This is a genomic window from Sulfitobacter sp. PM12, assembly GCF_045586035.1.
Lineage (GTDB): Bacteria > Pseudomonadota > Alphaproteobacteria > Rhodobacterales > Rhodobacteraceae > Sulfitobacter > Sulfitobacter pontiacus.
This window is the reverse complement of sequence record NZ_CP151529.1, coordinates 1313249-1332473: the sequence shown is the minus strand read 5'-3', so window position 1 is coordinate 1332473 and position 19225 is coordinate 1313249. Positions and strand designations below refer to the sequence as shown.

The 19225-nt window shown below is 61.3% G+C and carries 13 protein-coding genes; 9 read left to right on the top strand and 4 right to left on the bottom strand.

Translation table 11 applies throughout. From position 1 onward, the window contains the following. The first annotated feature begins 25 nt into the window (after positions 1 to 25). From AADW22_RS06305 to dtd, 3 genes are read left to right on the top strand one after another with little or no spacing between them, the layout of a single operon-like run. Positions 26 to 1156 carry a primosomal protein N' (replication factor Y) - superfamily II helicase gene (locus AADW22_RS06305; RefSeq protein ID WP_407474497.1) on the top strand — a complete coding sequence of 377 codons (1131 nt, stop codon included), beginning with the start codon at positions 26 to 28 and terminating at the stop codon, positions 1154 to 1156. After that, the gene (locus AADW22_RS06300) at positions 1153 to 1827 is read left to right on the top strand and encodes a nitroreductase family protein (RefSeq protein ID WP_407474496.1); all 675 of its coding nucleotides are present in this window, start codon (positions 1153 to 1155) and stop codon (positions 1825 to 1827) included. Before AADW22_RS06305 ends, AADW22_RS06300 begins: the two co-directional genes overlap by 4 nt. Position 1828: 1 nt before the next feature. Then, the gene (dtd, locus tag AADW22_RS06295; RefSeq protein ID WP_407474495.1) at positions 1829 to 2275 is read left to right on the top strand and encodes a D-aminoacyl-tRNA deacylase; all 447 of its coding nucleotides are present in this window, start codon (positions 1829 to 1831) and stop codon (positions 2273 to 2275) included. A 60-nt stretch (positions 2276 to 2335) separates the two neighbouring features. Here dtd and AADW22_RS06290 read toward each other — a convergent pair whose 3' ends face one another. The 4 genes from AADW22_RS06290 to AADW22_RS06275 all read right to left on the bottom strand — a co-directional run bounded on the left by AADW22_RS06290 (position 2336) and on the right by AADW22_RS06275 (position 10656). Next, positions 2336 to 3526 (bottom strand): HlyD family type I secretion periplasmic adaptor subunit, encoded by a 1191-nt coding sequence (locus AADW22_RS06290; RefSeq protein WP_005852257.1) that lies wholly within the window; start codon positions 3524 to 3526, stop codon positions 2336 to 2338. Continuing rightward, positions 3523 to 5745: an ATP-binding cassette domain-containing protein gene (locus AADW22_RS06285; RefSeq protein WP_407474494.1), complete on the bottom strand. Its 2223-nt coding sequence runs from the start codon at positions 5743 to 5745 to the stop codon at positions 3523 to 3525. Before AADW22_RS06285 ends, AADW22_RS06290 begins: the two co-directional genes overlap by 4 nt. Beyond that, entirely contained in the window at positions 5742 to 7049 is a 1308-nt protein-coding gene (locus tag AADW22_RS06280) for a TolC family protein (protein ID WP_407474581.1), read from the bottom strand. The genes AADW22_RS06285 and AADW22_RS06280 overlap by 4 nt, the downstream gene beginning before the upstream one ends. Positions 7050 to 7185: 136 nt before the next feature. Beyond that, positions 7186 to 10656 carry an Ig-like domain-containing protein gene (locus AADW22_RS06275; protein WP_407474493.1) on the bottom strand — a complete coding sequence of 1157 codons (3471 nt, stop codon included), beginning with the start codon at positions 10654 to 10656 and terminating at the stop codon, positions 7186 to 7188. Between the two features lie 367 nt (positions 10657 to 11023). On the opposite strand from AADW22_RS06275, the gene AADW22_RS06270 reads away from it, so the two are divergent. From AADW22_RS06270 to AADW22_RS06245, 6 genes are all read left to right on the top strand, one after another. Next, a complete protein-coding gene (locus tag AADW22_RS06270) occupies positions 11024 to 13018 on the top strand; it encodes a CocE/NonD family hydrolase (RefSeq protein WP_407474492.1) in 1995 nt (664 codons plus the stop codon). Positions 13019 to 13150: 132 nt separating this feature from the next. Beyond that, complete coding sequence (locus AADW22_RS06265; RefSeq protein WP_037943738.1) at positions 13151 to 14755, top strand: ABC transporter substrate-binding protein; 1605 nt, start codon at positions 13151 to 13153, stop codon at positions 14753 to 14755. Positions 14756 to 14769: 14 nt separating this feature from the next. Further along, positions 14770 to 15726 carry an ABC transporter permease gene (locus AADW22_RS06260; RefSeq protein WP_005852247.1) on the top strand — a complete coding sequence of 319 codons (957 nt, stop codon included), beginning with the start codon at positions 14770 to 14772 and terminating at the stop codon, positions 15724 to 15726. A 133-nt stretch (positions 15727 to 15859) separates the two neighbouring features. Further along, positions 15860 to 16675, top strand: coding sequence for an ABC transporter permease (locus tag AADW22_RS06255; protein ID WP_407474491.1), 816 nt, complete (start codon positions 15860 to 15862; stop codon positions 16673 to 16675). After that, complete coding sequence (locus AADW22_RS06250) at positions 16672 to 18309, top strand: ABC transporter ATP-binding protein (protein ID WP_005852242.1); 1638 nt, start codon at positions 16672 to 16674, stop codon at positions 18307 to 18309. Before AADW22_RS06255 ends, AADW22_RS06250 begins: the two co-directional genes overlap by 4 nt. 69 nt (positions 18310 to 18378) lie before the next feature. Next, positions 18379 to 19215, top strand: coding sequence for an alkaline phosphatase family protein (locus tag AADW22_RS06245; protein ID WP_005852240.1), 837 nt, complete (start codon positions 18379 to 18381; stop codon positions 19213 to 19215). Positions 19216 to 19225 lie beyond the last annotated feature (10 nt).

Here is a 19225-nt window from a genome sequence, read left to right as displayed (position 1 = left end):
GCAGGCCTGACCAAAGGACAGCTCTATGCCCGCCAGCACCGGCTTTGACGACCCCGACCTGCCCCCCACACCGACCGAGGAACACCGGTTCCCCTGTGACACCTGCGGGTCCGATCTGCGGTTTGATCCCGAAAGATATCTGCTGGTCTGCGACCACTGCGGCAATACCGAAGAGATTTCAGGCACGCGCGGCCTGCATAACCCGATCGCCGAGCTGGATTTCCAGGCCGCACTGGCCAGCGCTCTCCCCCAATCGCAGATGGAGGATACACGGGTCACAACCTGCCCCAACTGCGCCGCACAGGTAGAGTTCGACCCCGGCAAACACGCCACCGAATGTCCGTTCTGCGCCACCCCTGTTGTGATCGATACCGGGGTGAACCGCCATATCAAACCCCGCGCCGTGCTGCCCTTTGGCCTGACCGAGGATACAGCACGCGATGCCATGACCGACTGGCTGGGCAGCCTGTGGTTTGCCCCCAATGGCCTGCAGGAATACGCGCGCAAAGGCCGCAAGATGCAAGGCATCTATGTGCCCTACTGGACCTATGACGCCGACACGCGCTCTAGCTATTCGGGCGAAAGGGGCACGGTCTATTACGTCACCCAGACCGTCATGCGCGACGGCAAACGCGTGCAGCAGCAGGTGCCGAGAATCCGCTGGCGGGCGACTTCGGGTCGGGTGGCGCGGTTCTTTGATGATGTGCTGGTGCTGGCGTCGAAATCGCTTCCCAAAAGGTTCACCGATGCGCTGGCCCCGTGGGATCTGGCGGCCCTTGAACCCTATGCCCCGGAATACCTCGCCGGGTTTCGCGCCGAAGCCTATGCGGTGACGCTTGATGAAGGCTATGCACAGGCACGCGAGGTGATGGACGCGATGATCCAGCGCGATGTGCGTTTTGATATCGGCGGCGACCGTCAGCGCATCCACAATATCCAGACGCAGGTCAGCGATGTGACGTTCAAACATATCCTGCTGCCGGTCTGGCTGGCAGCTTACAAGTACCGCGGCAAGACCTATCGTTTTGTGGTCAACGGCCGCACCGGCAGCGTACAGGGCGAACGCCCCTATTCCGCTGTGAAAATCACCTTTGCCGTGATCCTTGGCCTGATTGTCGCCGGGGTCTTTGGCTATTTTATGGCGCTCCAGAAATGACCCAGATCGATACATTCACCGACATCCTGCGCGCGCGTTCTTCGTGCCGCGCCTTTCGCCCCGATCCGGTCGACGACGCGATCATCACCCGTATCGTCGACGCAGCGCGCCACGTGCCGTCGTGGTGCAATGCGCAGCCTTGGCAGCTCACCATCACCAAAGGGGCCGCGACCGACCGCTTCCGCGACGCCTTGGCGCTAGAGATTGCGAAGGGCACGCCCCCCGCCCCCGATCTGGACTGGCCGACCTCTTACAGCGGCGTCTACGGCGACCGGCGGCGGACCTGCGGGTTCCAGCTTTATGACGCCGTCGGGATCGAGAAATCGGACCATGCGGGCCGCATGGCGCAGATGATGCGGAACTATGCCTTGTTTGACGCGCCCCATGTGGCGATCGTGACCTCCCCGGCTGAGCTAGGGGCCTACGGAGCAATGGACAGCGGCGGCTTTGTCACCGCCTTTACGCTGGCGGCAACGGCGCTTGGGGTGGCCACCATCGCCCAGGCCGCTATCGCTGCCTATGCGCCCACCGTGCGACAGCATTTCGACCTGCCGCAAGACCGCCTGATCCTTTGCGCGATTTCCTTTGGCTATGCGGATGACGCGGCACCGATCAACCGGTTCCGCACGCAGCGGGCCACCCCTGAAGAAATCATCGATTGGAAATCCTGATATGCGCGCACTCCTACAACGCGTCAGCAACGCCTCCGTCACTGTCGAGGGCCAGATCATCGGTCAAATCGAACACGGGCTGCTGATCTTCGTCTGCGCCATGCCCGACGATACACATGCGACCGCGCAAGGACTGGCACAGAAGATCGCCAAGCTGCGTCTGTTCAAGGATGATGCTGGCAAAATGAACCGCAGCCTGCCGGATACGGGCGGCAGCGCGCTGATTGTCAGCCAGTTCACCCTTGCCGCCGATACCTCCCGCGGGACCCGCCCCGGTTTCTCGCGCGCCGCCAAGCCCGATCAGGCCAAAACGCTATACGAAGATTTCGTCGCCTGCGTCGACGCCCTCGGCATTCATGTCCAAACCGGTTCATTCGGAGCCGATATGTCCGTCGCGCTCACCAACGACGGCCCCGTCACCCTCTGGCTCGACACAGAAAACCCCTGATCTTCCAAATGGAAAAAATCCTCGGGGGGTCAGGGGGGCAGACAGCCCCCCTTGCCAAGCCTACGGCTCCCGAAACGCCTCTTTCGACTTGTAAAGCGGCTTCAACAGATACTGCAAAACCGTCTTTGACCCTGTGTGCAACTCCACGCTTGCCTGCATGCCGGGTCGGATCTGCAAAGACGCCTGCCGCGGGGTGAGGTGTTCTGTGTCCACCTGCAACGTGACCTTATAGTGCGGATCCCCATCCGGCGCGCGGGATCGTTCGTCCTTGAACGTATCGGCCGAGATCAATTTGACCGTGCCTTTCAACGTGCCATAGATCGTATAGTCATAGGCCGACAGCTTGACCGTCGCCTCCTGGCCGGGGCGCACGCCGGCGATGTCTTCGGGCTTGACCCGGGCCTCGACGAAAAGCTCTTCGTCCAGCGGGATGATCTGCAAAATCTCCTCGCCCGGGCGCACGACGCCGCCGATGGTGGTCACGCTCAGGTTGTTGACGATGCCGCGCAGGGGGCTGACCAGGACGGTGCGGTTCAACTGGTCCGTGCTCGCCTTGAGGTTCTGTTTCAGCGTCGCCAGCTCTTTAAGCACATCGGAATATTCCTGCGCACGCTCCAGCTCTGTGCCGGTGACGATCTCGTCCAGCTTGATCCGCGCATCCGCATGGGTCTTGCGCGCGCGCGTCACCTCGATCAGCGAAACGATCTTTTTCTTGAGCATATTCTCAAGCAGCTCACGCTCTTTCAACGCTTCGGTCAGTACCCGCCCCGCCCCTTCAGAGCGCGAGACAAAGTCCGATTGCCGCGCTTTCAGCAATGCCCGCTCAGAGGCGACGATATCGGGCGTGCGCGTGGCATAGGCGTCGGGCACGTCAAAGTCATACTGTCCGGCCAGCTCTGCCTCCAGACGCAGACGGCGGATTTCAAAGGCGCTGATCTGGTCGCGCAGGTCGTCCACGGCGGATTGGAACTGGGTACCATGCAGACGGGCCAACACGTCGCCCTTCTCCACATGATCGCCCTCGCCCACGGCAAGTTCTGCCAGAATACCACCTTCGAGGTTCTGGATAATCTGGGGTCGCGAGCTGGAAATCATCGACCCTTCGGCACGCACGATTTCATCGACCCAGGCAAAGGCAGCCCACAGCAGGAACACCAGCACGGATGCACCGCAAAGCCAGATCACCATGGACGGCCCGCGCATCTGCCCCGTCATCTGCGCGCCCAGTGGCGTGGTGCTGAGACTGCTCATGCGACGTGCCCCTTCTGTCCGGCCAGATGGGCAAGCACTTTTTCCTTAGGCCCGTCGATGGTTATGCGGCCATCCTGCAGCACCAGCGTGCGTTCGGTCAGCGCAAGGATCGGGGCGCGGTGGGTCGCGATGATCGCGGTGCGCCCTGCCATCCAGCTTTGCAACCGCGAGACCAGCGTTGCCTCCAACCTTTGGTCCAGCGCTGCTGTGGGTTCGTCCAGAAGGCAGATCGCCGGATCCTGCAACCACAGGCGCGCCCAGCCGATGGATTGACGCTGCCCAATGGACAGGCCCGCGCCCGCGTCCTTGATCTCTAGGTCCAGCCCCTTGTGGTGGTTGCGCACGAACGGCCCCAGCCCTGCGAAATCAAGGGCTGCGTGGAGGCGGTCGTCGTCGCGTTCCAGCATGGTGAGGTTCAGGTTGTCGCGCAGCGTGCCCGAGAACAGACGCACGTCCTGTCCCAGATAGCCGATCAGCCGGCGCAGGTCGCGCGGCTCAATCTGGCCCAGCTCTGTGCCGTCCACCAGAATGCGCCCTTCGGTCGGGGCATAAAGCCCGCTGAGCATCTTCAGCAGTGTCGATTTGCCCGATCCATTGGCCCCCAGCACGGCGACATGCTGCCCCGGCTGGATCAACATGGCTTTGATGTCCACCGTCGGTGCGCCGTCATCTTCGTAGCGGAAGATCACGTCGCGCAGTTCGAACTGGCCTTTCAGCTTTTCACGGCGCAGATAGGTGCGCGCCTCTGCGGTGTCCTGCGGCGCGGCGACAATCGCGTCGAGCCCGTCAAGCGCGCCTTTGACATTGCCCCACCGCGCCATGGTACCCGACAGTTGCGTCAGCGGCCCCAGCGTCCGGCCCGTCAGGATACCGACTGCAATGATCGACCCCACGGTAAATTCCCCCGCAAACACCAGATAGGTGCCCACGATGACCGCCGCGACATAGGTGGCCTGCTGAACCCCTTGGCTCCAGAACGTGAGGAAAGACGCGAGCTTGCGTTGCTCCGACGATTTGACGGACGACAGGGTGTTCAGCTCGGTCCACAGGCGCAGCACGCGGTCCTCTGCCCTTTGGGTCTTGACCGTATCAAGCTCGAATATCGCCTCGTGCAGCAGCCGCGAGGATTTGGTCGACGCGCCTTGGGTCTCCTGCGTCAGTTGGATCGCTTTCTTTTGCAGAAAGAACCCCGGCACCAGCATCAGGATACCGCCAAGCACCAGCACCCAGACGACATTCCCCGCAATGCTGGCCACGAGGAAGAGGAACACGAAGATAAAGGGGATATCCGCGATCGTGCCAATGGTCGACGCGGTAAAGAATTCACGCACCGACCCGAATTCGCGCATCGCGGAAAACAGCTGGTTCGGGGCTTGGCCGCGCGTGTCGGACCGCATCCCCAGCAACCGGCGCATCAGGATGTCCTGCACCGACAGCTCGATCTGCCGCCCTGCCCCATCCATCAAACGCGCCCGCGCCATCTTGAGGAAAGCTTCCATCAGCAACGCGAGCCCCGCACCGGCGGCGAGCACCCAAAGCGTCGCTTCGGACTGATGCGGGATCACGCGGTCATAGACCTGCAAGGAAAACAGCGCCACAGCGACGGCTAGCAGGTTCGCCACAAACGACCCCGTCGCAACCTCTATCAGCTGGCGGCGAAAGCGCGGGAACTGCCCCCAGAACCAATGCGCAGGCGCGCCATCGGTCTTATGGGTTTCGGCCACCGTTTTCAGCGAGGCTTCGGCCCGCAGGATCAGCCCCGCAAAGAAGGGTTTGAAATCGCTGATCGGCACCATCGCGCGATTGTCGGTGCACGTCGTGTCATACAGGATCAGATCGCCACGCTGCTGCCCCATGACAAGCAAGACCTGCCCCGAGGTCATATAGGCCAGCGCAGGCCACATATCCTTAGAGATCCCCCGCGCCCGGCTAACTTGTGTCACCAGTCCGGCGCTTTCCATCCCGCGGGCCAGTGCTTCGGCTTCTACCTGCGGATCATTGCCCTGCAAGGGGGCCGTGGCGACGATGTCAAAGATGTCGCGTGGCGCGGTGGTGACGCCCAGCAATCCGGCATAGGTCGCGGCCAGTTTGGCCCGCGCCATCAGACGGTCTTCGGGGCGGTTGGCGTTTTCTGCCTTGGGCCGGGCTGTATCCGCCGCCGCCATCCGACCCTGATTGCCGTTGGTGATTGTCAGCGTAAAGGTCGGCTTCTGGGTCAAATCGCGCTCCCGTCCGCCAACACGCCCTGTATCTGTGCCATCTCGATCTTCAGACGGACGGCCTCGTACTTGAGGCTGATCTGCGACTGCTGCTGACGCGAATAGGTCTCGTAGACGCCGACGACATCCATAACCTGACGCTGACCGGCGTCATATTGTTCCTGAAACAGGTCAAGGTTGCGTTTGGCCTGTGCCGCAAGGGTCGCTGCTTCGGCGGCCTGACGGGTCTTGGCGCTCAGCTGTTTCTCCAGACGGCGCAGCGCGCGGTTGGCATCCTCGACCGATTGCCGGACCTTGCGGGTCGCGGTTTCCTCGGCCATGGACGATGCATCAAGCGAGGCTTTGGTGCCCAGACCCAGAAGCTGATCCGATTCAAGGCTCAGCCCTGCGCCGCCCCCTTCACCGATGGTCGCACCCGCCGACAGCCCCGGCAGCAATCCGGCGCGCTCCACCTTGGCGGCGGCGATGGCGCGGGTCTTTTCGGCCTCGGCACGCACCACGGACAAAGGCGCACCGGCAAAGCTGTTCACGGGCACTTCGGGCAAGCCGTGCAGCGTATCCAGCGGGCGGATCGACATGGCGTTCAGCTCGGACATCGACGTGGCTTCGCGTTCGACGGAGGCATCAAGCGTGGCGCGGATTTCAAGGAGCTTCTGGCGCAGGATCGTCAGGTCGGACACATCGGACACGCCGCCTTTGACCCGTTCCTGCATCACCCATTCGAAATGCGTCATATCTTTAAGCGCGACACGGTTCAGCGCGGCGGTATCGCGCGCCTCGATCGCATTGGTGTAGAGCTTCAGCGCAGTCGCCACGCGGTCGTTCGTATCTTGCGCCAGCGACACCGCAGCGACCTCGACATCGGCCACGGCAAAGGCGCGTTCACCCGCACGGCGACCGTTGTCAAACAGCACCTGATCCACCACCAGATTGGCCGCCAGCGACCCCAAGGATGTCAGGCTGACCTGCGGCCCGATCTTGGGCAACCAGTTCTTGCTTGCCGCTTCCGAGCGGAGGGTGGCGGCGCGCAGCTCTGCCTCGGCGGTGCGGCTGTTGGCGGCCAGCACGGCAGAGGCCACCTGATCCGACACGGTGTCATCGGGCAGAACAGAAGACCGCAGCGCCAGACCCTGGATGATCTGGCTGTCTGCGGTGATTTTTTCGGCGTAGGTGGGTTTGATCGCCTGCGAGGCATCGGGGGTGCGGAACCGGGTAACGATGTCAGATTGCATCAGGTCACCGGGCATCATGCCGCTGCCGAAATCCGACATGCAGCCGGATAGGGCCAGCGCTGCTGCGCACATGCCCCCTGCCCGTTTTACACTCTGCCTCATTATCCTGCCCTTAACGTGCCGGTTTTTTTATTCTGGAAACGCCTGCGGTCGTTGCCGCCTGCGTGTGCCAACCGCGCCCCCTTGAACAGAGGGCGCGGTGCAATCTTTAGACGATGACGTTGATGTCGTTATCGATCATCAGCGTGGCTTCGTCGCCCAGAGTATAGATGTCATAGGTTTGCTCCCCACGCACCTCTGAACCGCCACGTACCGCGCCTGTGATTGTCACGGTGTCGTCGTTATGCCCGTCGATGATCAGCTCGTTCGTGTTGCTCGACAGGTTGACCAGCGCGGTTTCCGTGATCGTCAGATGCGCCTCTTCGGCGAACTGCAGATCAACGGTTTCGATGTTGTAGTTTCCCAGGTTCGGGTTGGTCAGGCTCAACTGCGTGTTCGCCGCTTCATCATCCAGCGCCAGATACGTGCCGGAAAAGTTTCCCGCAGCGTCAGTGGCTGTGACAATCAGGTCGGACCCGTCTGGCACATTGCTTTCGAACTGGAAGTTACGCTCGCCGATGGCGTCGATGTCAAAGCTGGTCGATTCCACTTCCGAGATGGAGCGGTCTGCGTTCACCTGATGCACCTCAAGCGTATCGGGGCTGATCTCGGTCGAGATGCCACGGATACCGTCGCCGTCGCGGGTATAGGACGCGATGACGGGGCCTTCGGGCGCATAGGTATCGATTGCGAGCGTGTCGGTGATCGACGCGACGTTGCCCACATGGTCCGTGGCGGTGACAGAGATGTCGGCGTCATAGGTGCCCTGACGGATTTCCGAAGGCGGGATCGTGACCGACCAGTTGCCCGCACCGTCTACAAACGCGGTGTAGTTTGTGCCGTCAAAATTGACCACTACGCTAGATCCCGCTTCGACCTGACCGTTCAGATCAATGCCGGTCTGGGCTTCGCGTGCGCTGACCACAGCGTCGCTGCCGCCCGCTTGGTTCATGTCGAGCGGATCCACGACCGTGTCGATCAGCACCGCGTGGCTTGCCGTGGCAGAGTTGCCCGCGGCATCCGTCGCCTTGACCGAAACGGTGGTGTTGATCGTGCCCTCGGGCACTTGACCCGGCGCAAAGGTGACGGACCAATTGCCATTCGCATCCACCGCGCCGTTCACCGATGCCGCACCAAGCGACACGACCACGGACGAGCCGATTTCAGAGGTGCCGGTGACCAGAACGCCGCCATTCGCCAGACGCTCTGCCCCGCTCACGATGTCATCGCCTTCGACGGTGTTCAGCGACAGGTTGTCGACGCGCGTGTCCACGCGCACGCTGTCAGAGGCGCTGCGGCTGTTGCCCGCCGCGTCGGTCGTGGTTGCGGTGATGTCGGCGGTATAGACGCCTTGGGCAACTTCGCCCGCGGCGTAATAGGCGGTCCACTGACCGTTGCCATTTGCCACAACCGTATGGGTGACACCTGCCAGCGTGACCTGCACAACGGCACCCGCATCGGCGGTGCCCGAGATGGCCACACCGTCGCTTGCCTCGGCCGCGTTCACCACGTCGTCGCCCTCGACGGGCAGCGGGCTGATGGTCAGCGAACCGGCTTCGGTATCGACTGAAACAGACTGCGATACGCTATCAACGTTGCCTGCCGCGTCGGTGGCGGTGGCGGTCATTGTGCTGGTGTAGGTGCCTGCGGGGATGTCGCTGGGGGCGAAGCTGACGGTCCACGTACCGTCCGCCGCAACCGTGGCCGCACGGGACACCTGGCCAAGCTGGACCATCACAGTCGAGCCGGGTTCAACCGTGCCGGTCATCACGATGCCCTGCGCCGCCTCTGCCGCGTTCACGACCCCGTCGCTGCCGCCGGTCTGGCCGGTGAAGGCAAGATTGTTGACCAAAGTATCGACATCGACTTGGCCGGTTGCGGTGGCCGTGTTGCCCGCCGCATCGGTCGCGACTGCGGTCACTGTCGCCGTCGTCTCACCCGTCGGGATTTCGGAGGCCGCGAAATCCGCGGACCAGTTGCCGTTTGCGTCAACCACCGCGTCACGGGTCACACCCCCAAAGGTGACCTGAACGGTCGACCCGGGCTGCGATGTGCCGGTCAGCGTCACGCCGTCGCCACGCTCTGCCGCGTTGATCACGCCGTCAACTTCGACAGTATCCGCCGCAATCGCGACTTCAGAGACGGTATCGACGACCAGCTGCTCGGTCGAGGTGGAGCTGTTGCCGAAAGCGTCGGTGGTCACGATGGTGACATCGCTGACGTATTCGCCTTCGGGCAAGGTGCCCGCCTGCCATGTCGCGGACCATGTGCCGTTGTCGCCCACAGTTGCGGTGCGGGTGATGCCACCGATGGTCAGCTGCACAGTCGAACCGGGCTCACCCGTGCCGTTCAGGGTGACACCGTTGCCAAACGATGCGGCATTATAGCTGTCGCCCACGGATTGCGTGCCTGATGTCACAGCGACAGTCGGTGCGATGGTATCAACCACCAGCGTTTCGGTGGTGGTGGAGGTATTGCCGTATTGATCGGTGGTCTTGATCAGCACATCTGTCTCGTATTCGCCCCCCTCCAGCGTACCGGGTTCGAATGTGACGGACCATGTGCCGTCTTCGCCGACGGTGGTGCTGCGCGTGACATCCGCGACGGTCACGTCAACGGTTGCGCCTGCTTCACCGTTCCCGGTCAGCGTGACGCCATTCGCAAAGGATTCACCGTTAAAGAAGTCGCCGACACTCTGCGTGCCTTCGGACATGGTGACCGTGGGGGCTGTGGTGTCGATGACAAAGCTCGGCCCGTCAAGCACGATCTCATTGCCGTCCGTGGTCACGACGACCTCGGCTTCATAGGTGCCGTCGTCGGGGAAGTTATCGCCTTCGAACACGGCTTCGAATGTGCCGTCGTCGCCAACTGTTGTTGTGACTTCTTTATCGCCGATGGTGACCACGACATCCGATCCGGGCTCGCCGCCGCCGGTGACAACGACCTGCTCTACCGCGCCGTCGCCGCCGACCGTGCCGGTTGCGTCGGGCTCATTCACGAACGGAGGTGCGACCGAAGGGCTGCCGCCATTGCCACCGCCGCCGCCACCGATGACAGCTGCCCCACCGACAACCGCCGCACCGGCTGCTGCCGCGGCACCACCACCGCCAACGACGCCGCCCAGCAAGGGCGCTGCCAACATCGACACTTCGTCGTCACCCGCGCCCGGCATGACACCGCCCGGCACAGACGCCACATCGCTGCGGCCCAGATAGATCAGATCGTCAGAGGGGCTCCATTTGCCCCACTGCTCGGTCGGGCCGTATTGCGCATAAAGCCCGCCGCCTTCGGCCTCGACGAATGCGACTTCGTTCAGATAGCCATCTGACGAAATGAACAGGCGGTTCGCGGCACCGGTTTCGTTAAAGTAATTCTCGATGGTGATGACCGACCCGTCATTCAGCGTGAGCACAAGGTCGTTGCCCGACCGCTGATGCGATTGAAAATCGGTCTGACGCAGGTTCAGCGAGATTTCCTGACCTGATGTCGCTTGGATAACATGGAAGTTTGCGTTTTCCGCAACCGTGCCACGCTGCAATGCGCCCGCTTGATCGCGAACGACGAAATCTATCGTCTTCATAATATCTGCTCCACCTCGGTGCGCATTCTGCGCGCGACACCTGAGAAATTTTATGACCGCCAACGCGTTGATCGCATCGTGCAGCCGCCTGATTATGTCCGTCGTAAAAAACGAAACGTATTATTGAGGCAGAAGGTAGCCGCTTAGACACATAAAAGCCAAGGTTAAAGTGGAACGCCACATTCTTGCCTTATTTCAACAGTGCAACACGGCCACAGTTTCTACCACCGCGGGAAATCGTTAATAATAGTTAACGTTGCCAGATAATTAACCACTTCATTTCACTCAGGAAAAATCCCCATGGGTGCCACACCGCAAGCCCGTGCAAACGGTTGACAATATTGGGCTCCCCCCTGACCTTTGCGGCATGGATACCGCCCAGAACACCCCGCTACCACTGATCGAAGACCCCGACATGGGCATCACCCTCTCGGATGGGTGCCGGCTTTCCGCACGAGTCTGGCGGCCTGAAAATTCCGATACCGCGCCTGTGCCCGTGATTCTGGAATACCTCCCCTACCGCAAACGCGACGGCACCACCGCACGGGATGCGCTGACCCACCCTTGGTTTGCCGAACGCGGATATGCCTGCGTGCGGGTCGATATGCGCGGAAATGGCGACAGCTATGGCGTGATGGAGGATGAATACACCCCCCAAGAACAGGCCGACTGTATAGAGCTGATCAACTGGCTTGCCGCGCAACCTTGGTGCAGCGGGACCGTGGGCATGATGGGCATCAGCTGGGGCGGCTTTAACGGGCTGCAGGTCGCAGCCCATGCGCCAGAGCCGCTTAAGGCGGTGATAACGCTGTGTTCCACCGTCGACCGCTTTGCCGATGACATCCACTATAAGGGCGGGTGCCTGTTGAATGAGAACCTTGGCTGGGGCGCGACGATGTGGGCCTATTCCAGCCGCGCGCCCGACCCTGCCCTGCGCCCCGACTGGCGCGAAATGTGGCTGGAGCGGCTGGAGGCAGAACCGTTTCTCCCCGCGCTTTGGCTGCGCCACCAATCGCGCGACGCCTATTGGAAGCAAGGGTCGGTGCTCGAGGAGTATAGCGCGCTCAAGGCCAAAGTGCTGGCGATTGGCGGCTGGGGCGATTCCTACAAGAACGCGGTCCCACAGCTGGTCGAGGCGTTGCCCGGTGCGAAGGGGATCGTTGGGCCTTGGGTGCATAAATACCCGCATTTCGCCATCCCCGAACCCCGTATCGGCTTTCTGCAAGAGGCGCTGCGCTGGTGGGACCGGTGGCTCAAGGGGATCGACACGGGCGTCGAGGACGACCCCGATTATCGGGCCTATCTGATGGACGGCATGCGCCCCGCCACGTGGACACATGAACGCCCCGGCCGCTGGATCACCGAACCCACAGGCGCGACATCGCATCTGCCCGTCAAGACGTTGCATCTGACGGATGAGGGCCTGCACGACACCGCTGCCCCGCTGGACCGCAGCGTCGCCTCCCCCGCGCATTGCGGGGCGGATGGCGGGGAATATTGTGCGATCTGGCTTGGCCCCGAAATGCCCGGCGACCAAAGGCAAGACGATGCGTTATCGGTCTGTTTTGACAGCGGACCCTTAGCGCAGCAGATGGATATCCTTGGCGCGCCGCGTCTGCACTTGCGTCTGGCCTGCGACAAACCACAGGGCCAGATCGCGGTGCGGTTGAACCATATCCACCCTGATGGGGCCTCGGCCCGGATTACCTATGGCGTGCTGAACCTGTCCCATCGCGACAGCGCCGAAAATCCGCAGGCGATGGCGCCCGGTGCCATGACCGACATCACGCTGGACCTTGACCACATCGCCTATCGCATCCCCAAGGGGCACCGGCTGCGGGTGTCGATCTCTACCGCCTATTGGCCCCTGCTCTGGCCTGCGCCCGAAGCGGCAGAGGTCACGCTGTCGTCCGGCCAGATCGACCTGCCGCAGCGCCCGACCAGCGGCGGGGACGAATACAGCTTTGCCCCGCCCACCTCTGCCGCCCCGTGGGAGACAGAGACCCTGCGCCCCGAAAACCACATCCGCCGCCAAGAGATCGACCGCGTCACGGGCATCGTCTCTTTGATCATCGAGGATGACTTCGGCAAACTGCGCGATGCCGATCACGGGCTGATCGCGGGCTCTGTCGCGCGGGAGGTGTGGCGCATTCACCCCGACGATCCGCTGTCCGCAAAAGGCACCTGTCACTGGACCGAAGAGCTGGAGCGGGACGACATCATCCTGCGCACAGAAACCCGGTCGCAGATGTGGTCGGACGCGACCCATTTTCATCTGACGGCCCGTCTTGAAGCGTACGAAAACGACAAATTGATCTATGAACGCGACGTGACGGAAGACATTAAGCGACACTTTATGTAACAAACTCGTCACATGGCCGCCGGTATTACCACTTGCGACACGGGCTGAAATGCTTAACGTTGTGCCACCAGTCAATAAAAAAACCTGCGCACCAATGCGTGGAAGTATCACCTAAAACAGGGAGTTCTCATCATGGATGATCAACTGAAACATATGACCGGCCAAGTGGCCAAGGGCACTATGACACGCCGCGAATTCGTCGGGCGTGCCGCTGCTTTGGGCGTAACGGCCGCCGTCGCCAACTCGATGCTGGCGAACCACGCGCAGGCCGCAGCCCACGAAGCACCGATTCGCGGTGGCACACTGAAAATCGGGTCGTCGGGCGGTGAATCCACCAATACGCTCGATCCTGCGCTGACCGCCTCCGAAGTGCCGCTGAACAACCTGCGCCACCTGTACGAAAGCCTTGTCGAGGTCGATCCCAACGGGGAAATCGAAAACCGCATGGCCGAAAGCTACGAGGCCTCGGCCGACGCGAAAACCTGGGCGTTCAAAATCCGCAAGGGCATCCAGTTCCACAACGGCAAGGAAATGACACCCGAAGACGTGCTGAAAACCATGCAGCGCCATTCGGATGAAAACAGCCAATCCGGTGCATTGGGCATCATGCGCGGTATCGAGAACATGAAGGTCGATGGCGACAACTTCATCGTTGAACTGGGCGTCGGCAACGCTGACCTTCCCTATCTGCTGGCCGACTACCATCTGATGATTCAGCCCGATGGCGGCATGGACAACCCCGGCGCGGGCATCGGCACCGGCCCTTACACGCTGGAAGTTGACGAGCCCGGCGTGCGCCACGGCTTCAAGCGTAACGAAAACTACTGGGACGCCGACAACCGCGGCTTTACAGATTATAACGAGGTGCTGGTACTGAACGATGCCACCGCACGGACCGCGGCGCTGCAGTCGGGTCAGGTCAACATGATCAACCGCGTTGATCCCAAGGTTGCCGCCCTACTGGACCGCGCGCCCAACCTGACGGTGAAATCCGTTGCCGGTCGGGGCCACTATGTGTTTATCGCCCATGTCGACACCGCACCGTTCGACAACAACGACCTGCGTCTGGCGCTGAAATATGCGATCAACCGCGAGGAAATGGTCGACAAGATCCTGCGCGGCTACGGCACCATCGGGAACGATATGCCGATCAACGCCTCTTATCCGCTGTTCGATGAATCGATCCCGCAGCGCGAACATTCCATCGAGAAGGCGAAAGAGCATTACGCCGCCTCCGGTCACGATGGCAGCCCGATCATCCTGCGCGTTGCAGACGGTGCCTTCCCCGGTGCGGTCGATGCGGCATCGCTGTTCCAGGAATCCGCCAAAGCCGCCGGTATCCCGCTTGAGATCAAACGCGAGCCGAACGATGGCTACTGGTCCGAGGTCTGGAACAAACAGCCGTTCTGCGCCTCTTACTGGGGTGGCCGTCCGGTGCAGGACCAGATGTATTCGACCGCCTATCTGTCGACCGCGGACTGGAACGACACCCGCTGGAAGCGCCCCGAGTTCGACGAGATGCTGCTGTCGGCCCGCGCCGAACTGGACGAGGCCAAGCGCAAAGAGACCTACTCCAAGATGGGTCAGATGATCCGCGACGAAGGCGGGTTGATCCTGCCGATGTTCAACGACTTTGTGGATGGTGTCGCCAACAATGTCGGCGGCTGGGTCGAAGATCCCAACGCGGAACTGTCCAACAACAAAGCCGGGATCAAATGCTGGGTCAAAGACGCATAAGGTAAACCCAGCTTATGCATCCCATCGTCAAACTGATCGCCCAACGCTTAGCGTTGGGCCTTCTTCTCCTTTTTGCCGCGTCGATTCTGATCTTCGTAGGCACCTCGATTTTGCCCGGCGACGTGGCACAATCCATCCTAGGTCAATCCGCCACGCCCGAAGCGCTTGCGAACCTGCGCCGAGAGCTTGGCATGAACGATCCCGCCATGACCCGCTATTTCGCCTGGCTGGGCGGCGTGCTTCAAGGAGACTTGGGCACCGCGCTGACCAATGGCCGCGATATCGCAGAAAGCCTTGGCGGGCGTCTGAAGAACACGCTTTTCCTTGCCTTCTGGGCTGCTGCAATCTCTGTGCCGCTGGCGATCTTTCTGGGCCTGCTGGCCGTGCGCTACAAAGACCGCTGGCCGGACAAGCTGATTTCGGCCGTCACGCTGACCACGATCTCTATCCCGGAATTCATGATCGGCTATGTGCTGATCTATTGGGTGGCGATCAAATGGCGGCTGTTTCCGTCGGTGGCGATCATCAACGATAGCATGAGCCTCGGGGCCAAGCTGAACGCGATTGCCATTCCGGTGATGGTGCTGACGCTGGTCGTATTGGCGCATATGATGCGCATGACCCGCGCCGCGATCCTGAACGTGATGCAATCGGCCTATATCGAAACAGCCGAGCTTAAGGGCTTGGGCATGCTGAAGATTATCCGCAAGCACGCCTTCCCCAACGCCATCGCCCCGATCGTCAATGTTGTGATGCTGAACCTCGCCTATCTGGTTGTCGGCGTCGTGGTGGTAGAGGTCGTCTTTGCCTATCCCGGCATGGGGCAATATCTGGTCGATCACGTCAGCAAACGCGACGTGCCCGTGGTGCAAGCCTGCGGTCTGATCTTTGCGGCCGTCTATATCGGGTTGAACCTTGTGGCCGACATCGTGTCGATCCTTGCCAACCCGCGCCTGAGGCACCCCAAATGAGCGCCGCGCATCTCCCCCCGAGGCAATGCGCGACGCACGGGGCCGCAGTTCAGCTTCGCATCAACGCGAACACCTGCCGCATGCCCGTATCGCCACCTGACGTTGACCCATTCATTTGTTTGGGAGCGAACCCATGAAAAACATTCCAATCTCCGCCATGATCGGCCTGTTCTTTACCAGCGTCTATTTCATCATGGCCGTCTTTGCCCCTTGGCTCGCCCCCTATGGCATGGCTGAAATCGTCGGCGACGTGTGGGAGCCTTCATCGTCGGAGTTCCTGCTGGGCACCGACAGCATCGGGCGCGATCTGCTGTCGCGTATGATCTACGGTGGGCGCACCACGATCTTTATCGCCACTGCAGCCACCACCCTCAGCTTTACGCTGGGGTCCATTCTGGGCTTTTTCGCAGCCGTCTCGGGCGGTTGGGTCGACCAAGCCATTTCGCGCTTTGTCGATCTGATCATGTCGATCCCGTCGCTGATCTTTGCGCTTGTCGTGCTGTCGGTGATGCCGACCACCGTGCCGATCCTGATTATCCTGATGGGTCTGTTGGACAGCACCCGTGTCTACCGTCTGGCGCGCGCTGTGGCCGTGGACATCACCGTGATGGACTATGTCGAGGCCGCCCGCCTGCGCGGCGAGAAGATCGGCTGGATCATTTTCCGTGAAACCCTGCCGAACGCGCTGTCGCCGCTGATCGCCGAGATGGGCTTGCGGTTTATCTTTGCGGTGCTCTTTGTGTCGACGCTGTCGTTTCTGGGTCTGGGCGTACAGCCCCCTCAAGCTGACTGGGGCGGCATCGTGAAAGAGAACAAGGAAGGCATCAACTATGGTATTCAGGCGGCGCTCTATCCGGCCTATGCCATCGCCACGCTTTGCATCTCTATCAACCTTGTTGCGGACTGGATTTTGAACCGCACCACATCGCTGAAAGGGGGCCGCGGATGACCGAGCCACTTCTCAAGGTACGCGGCCTGAAAATCGGCGCGACCGCCTATCCGCCCGGCGAAAAGCCGATTGATATCAAGATCGTGCACGGTGTCGACTTTGATCTGCAACCCGGCAAGGTGCTGGGGCTGATCGGGGAATCCGGCGCGGGCAAATCCACCATCGGGCTGGCCGCTATGGCCTATGGCCGCGGCGGGGTAGAGATCACCGGCGGCGAGGTTTGGGTCAACGGGCGCGACATCCTCAAGGAGCGTCTACGCGCCGTGCGCCGCCTGCGCGGCGCCGAGGTGACCTATGTCTCGCAATCCGCGGCAGCGTCTTTCAACCCCGCGAAAAAGATCATGGATCAGGTGACCGAAGCCGCGATCTATCAGAACAAGTTTACCAAGGCCGAGGCCGAGGAACGCGCGGTTGATCTGTTCCGCAAGCTTGGTCTGCCGGACCCTGAAACCATCGGTAACCGCTACCCGCACCAGGTGTCTGGCGGGCAGTTGCAACGCTGCATGACCGCGCTGGCACTGTGTCCGCAGCCCGATCTGGTGGTCTTTGACGAACCCACCACGGCACTGGATGTGACCACGCAGATCGACGTGCTGGCCGCCATCAAAGAAGCCATCGCCGCCACCGGCGTTGCCGCGCTCTACATCACCCATGACCTCGCGGTTGTGGCGCAGGTCAGCGATCATATTATGGTGCTGCAACAAGGGGATATGGTCGAATACGGTACCGTTGACCAGATCATCAACGCGCCCAAGGAAGACTACACCAAAGCGCTTGTGTCGGTCCGGTCGATCCGCCACGAGGAAAAAACGCCGACCGATACCCCTGTTCTACGGGTCGAAAACGTCACCGCCCGCTATGCTGGCACGGATTTTGATGTGCTCAAGAAGATCAACGTCGATATTCATCCGGGCCAGACATTGGCTGTCGTGGGGGAATCCGGCTCGGGCAAATCCACGCTGGCCCGCGTAATCACCGGCCTGCTGCCCCCAAGCGACGGGACGATCACCTTTGACGGGCGCGAGCTTGCCCCCGCCCTGGCGCAACGCCCCATCGAAGACCTGCGCGAGATGCAGATGATCTACCAGATGGCCGATACCGCGATGAACCCGCGCCAGACCGTGGGCACCATCATCGGCCGCCCGCTCGAGTTTTATTTCGGGCTGAAAGGCAAGGCAAAGCAGAAGCGCATTCAGGAACTGCTGGACGAGATCGAATTAGGCGACGGGTTTCAGGACCGCTATCCGGCAGAGCTGTCGGGCGGGCAGAAACAACGTGTCTGCATCGCCCGTGCGCTGGCCGCCAAGCCCAAGCTGATCATCTGCGACGAGGTGACAAGCGCGCTTGACCCGCTGGTGGCAGATGGCATCCTCAAGCTGCTGTTGAACCTGCAAAAGATCGAGGATGTCGCCTATCTGTTCATCACCCACGATCTGGCGACGGTAAAAGCCATCGCAGACAGTATCGCTGTGATGTATCAGGGCGAAGTTGTGCGGTATGGCACCAAAAGTCAGGTGCTGTCACCGCCCTTTGACGATTATACCGACCTGCTGCTGAGCTCTGTCCCCGAGATGAAGATCGGCTGGCTGGAAGAAACCATCGCACATCGCAAAATGGAAAGTGCTGGCAATTAAGCCTGTGGGCAACGAGGCGGATTGTATCGGACACATACAAGCGCTGTGGCCCGCCGAAGAGGTATCGACATGAAGAACAAGCTGCTTTTGATCATCCTCGACGGTGTGCCCTACCGCAATTTCCGTCGGCTGTTCGGCAATCTGGAAGGCTGGGTCGATAGTGGCGAGGCGCGGGTCTGGACCCAGCGTGCGGTGCTGCCGTCAATCTCTGCCTCCTGCTATGCCTCGATCCACACGGGTGTGGCACCGGCTGAACATGGCTGTACCGGCAACGGCAATGTGTTCCGGCTAAAGCACAAGGACGTCTTCGCCCAGACCCGTGCGGCGGGCGGTGTGACAGGGGCCGTGGCCCATTCTTTCTGGTCGCAATTCTTCAACCGCCACCCCTTCGACTATGTGCGCGATGTGGAATACGACGAGCCCGAGAGCGACACGATCAACCACGGCCGGTTTCACACGATGACCGGCTACGGGCTGGTAAACCAGATGACCCCGTCGGATGTGGATCTGTTTGGCTCTCTCACCAATCTGGCGCTGCGGTTCGGGCTGAACTACGGAATGCTGCACACCTGCACGCTGGACAGCATGGGGCATCGGTTTTTCCACGATTGTCAGGAAATGGACCACGCCTGCGCCGTCATGGACGAGATGCTGGCCCCCTTCATCCCGAAATGGCGCGCCTTGGGGTATGAGGTGATCGTCACAGCCGATCACGGGCAGGACGAGCGCGGGCACCACGGCGGACGCAGTGCCTTACAGCAGGAAACCGCGCTGTATTACTTTGGCGATGCCGAAGGGCCGTCCGAAGATACGGTGATCGACCAGCTGCAGCTCGCGCCGACGATCCTTGGCCGTCTGGGTGCGCCTGTTGCTGATACGATGAAGGCGCAGTCTTTCCTGAAATGATACCGTTTCT

Bases quoted from the DNA above. Each gene is read 5' to 3' on its own strand.
- AADW22_RS06305 (WP_407474497.1), top strand. From the start codon at position 26: ATGCCCGCCAGCACCGGCTTTGACGACCCCGACCTGCCCCCCACACCG.
- AADW22_RS06300 (WP_407474496.1), top strand. From the start codon at position 1,153: ATGACCCAGATCGATACATTCACCGACATCCTGCGCGCGCGTTCTTCG.
- dtd (WP_407474495.1), top strand. From the start codon at position 1,829: ATGCGCGCACTCCTACAACGCGTCAGCAACGCCTCCGTCACTGTCGAG.
- AADW22_RS06290 (WP_005852257.1), bottom strand. From the start codon at position 3,526: ATGAGCAGTCTCAGCACCACGCCACTGGGCGCGCAGATGACGGGGCAG.
- AADW22_RS06280 (WP_407474581.1), bottom strand. From the start codon at position 7,049: ATGTGCGCAGCAGCGCTGGCCCTATCCGGCTGCATGTCGGATTTCGGC.
- AADW22_RS06275 (WP_407474493.1), bottom strand. From the start codon at position 10,656: ATGAAGACGATAGATTTCGTCGTTCGCGATCAAGCGGGCGCATTGCAG.
- AADW22_RS06270 (WP_407474492.1), top strand. From the start codon at position 11,024: ATGGATACCGCCCAGAACACCCCGCTACCACTGATCGAAGACCCCGAC.
- AADW22_RS06265 (WP_037943738.1), top strand. From the start codon at position 13,151: ATGGATGATCAACTGAAACATATGACCGGCCAAGTGGCCAAGGGCACT.
- AADW22_RS06260 (WP_005852247.1), top strand. From the start codon at position 14,770: ATGCATCCCATCGTCAAACTGATCGCCCAACGCTTAGCGTTGGGCCTT.
- AADW22_RS06255 (WP_407474491.1), top strand. From the start codon at position 15,860: ATGAAAAACATTCCAATCTCCGCCATGATCGGCCTGTTCTTTACCAGC.
- AADW22_RS06250 (WP_005852242.1), top strand. From the start codon at position 16,672: ATGACCGAGCCACTTCTCAAGGTACGCGGCCTGAAAATCGGCGCGACC.
- AADW22_RS06245 (WP_005852240.1), top strand. From the start codon at position 18,379: ATGAAGAACAAGCTGCTTTTGATCATCCTCGACGGTGTGCCCTACCGC.